This window comes from Microbulbifer okhotskensis, from assembly GCF_023895975.1.
GTDB classification, from domain to species: domain Bacteria; phylum Pseudomonadota; class Gammaproteobacteria; order Pseudomonadales; family Cellvibrionaceae; genus Microbulbifer; species Microbulbifer okhotskensis.
Genome location: NZ_JALBWM010000285.1, coordinates 1 through 1,352, shown reverse-complemented (window position 1 = coordinate 1,352; position 1,352 = coordinate 1). Strand labels below are relative to the sequence as shown.

General features: G+C 43.6%; 3 protein-coding genes. All 3 read left to right on the top strand.

Annotated features, from left to right (window positions below; all coding sequences use genetic code 11):
* Positions 1-328, top strand: a 328-nt coding sequence (locus MO867_RS22080) for a hypothetical protein (protein ID WP_252473185.1), incomplete at its 5' end; no start/stop codon positions are given.
* Positions 329-427: 99 nt separating this feature from the next.
* Positions 428-829: a hypothetical protein gene (locus MO867_RS22075; protein ID WP_252473183.1), complete on the top strand. Its 402-nt coding sequence runs from the start codon at positions 428-430 to the stop codon at positions 827-829.
* 73 nt (positions 830-902) lie between these two features.
* Positions 903-1,223: a hypothetical protein gene (locus MO867_RS22070; RefSeq protein WP_252473181.1), complete on the top strand. Its 321-nt coding sequence runs from the start codon at positions 903-905 to the stop codon at positions 1,221-1,223.
* The last annotated feature ends 129 nt before the right edge of the window (positions 1,224-1,352 follow it).

The window sequence follows — 1,352 nt, the reverse complement described above, 5'->3', positions numbered from 1 at the left end:
CCTAGTCCCAGGATTTATTGCATCATTAGGTGGGGTTTATCTCATTAGGGAACACCAAGGAAGGCTCGCGGTATTGGAGTCAGTGATTTCTAAGTCCTACGGGAATAGTGGCGCATGGGTAAATAGGCCTTTAAGCCGTTTTCTGATCAGAATCAATGGAAGTGATATGGAGTCACTTTCTCAGGTTTTACAAGCATCCTTTAACAACTTGGAATACCGACCTATTGAGGCATCGGATACTTCTGTCACTACAGAAGAAAAAGAATGGATGGAAAATATCCAAGTACAAATTAGAGAGCTATTAGTTAACTTAGAGCGGAAAATGTAACAAGGCCAAGCACAATCGTGCAATGCAAAAAGCGCATTGCACTGGACGGCCTACACTACGTTTCGGCCGCCTGTGTTGGCAGCGTTAGGGTTACAGACTATGCACAATGAAGCGCAGCGTGTAATCGGAAAGGGGTTAAGCCTTTTTAGTAGAGTCTTATTGGGTTTGGTTGCAGGCCTATTTGGTGTCGTAATGGTTCTCATTGCGCCGGGGATGTCCAAACCAATTGGTATCTATGGCTTTGGTGCCTTTTGCATTGCAATTTCGCTATTGTGTGTTTTCACTGGCAAGTATCGTAATTATTTAGGTAGGTTAGTTGGGGCAGTAGTTTTTGCGGTGTCTATGTGCTTCTTAGTAAATGAAATCTCTGGCAGTAAATTAATATCATCAAGTAAAGCTGAGCCCGCGATAATTAATGCAGTTTTATTTTTCTTAGCATTTGGGCTCCCAGGGGGCTGGTTTGCTGCTAAAGGTAAGTTTCCCATTAAGCCGTATGAATAAAAGCAACCCTAACAAGGCTAAGCAGCAGGACCGCGTTTTCAACGCGGCCCCTGTTAGCGGGGTTAAATAGCCTATGAAATATTTATGCGTCCTGATAATGATGGTTTTTCTTTGCTCTTGTGAGCTTGGCAATGAAGGGCCAAGAAGAGTTGAGTACTGGAAGGCAGAAATAGAATCTGTCGAGTCGCATAGGCCGGAAATTGGTTATTTAATGGTAAAATATAAAGCGTTTGAGCCTATTTTTAACTCTTCTGACAATACATTAACTGTTGTTGACTCTGGTGAGGCTAATAGCGTTGTCTGTAGTAAATGGCACTATGTCATCATATTCAAGGCGGACTCTAAAGGGGTAGTTACTAAATCTACAATAGAAGAGGTGGGGGCATGTTTGTAGGCCAGCGATTTAACAAAACCAAGCAGGCTCGCCCAGCCTCTGCGGGGCTAGGCTGGACAGCCTACGCGGCGCGCTGGTAGTGTTCAGAATTCTGTGTCATTTCTTTACTATTAGCAAAAAAGAGATGAC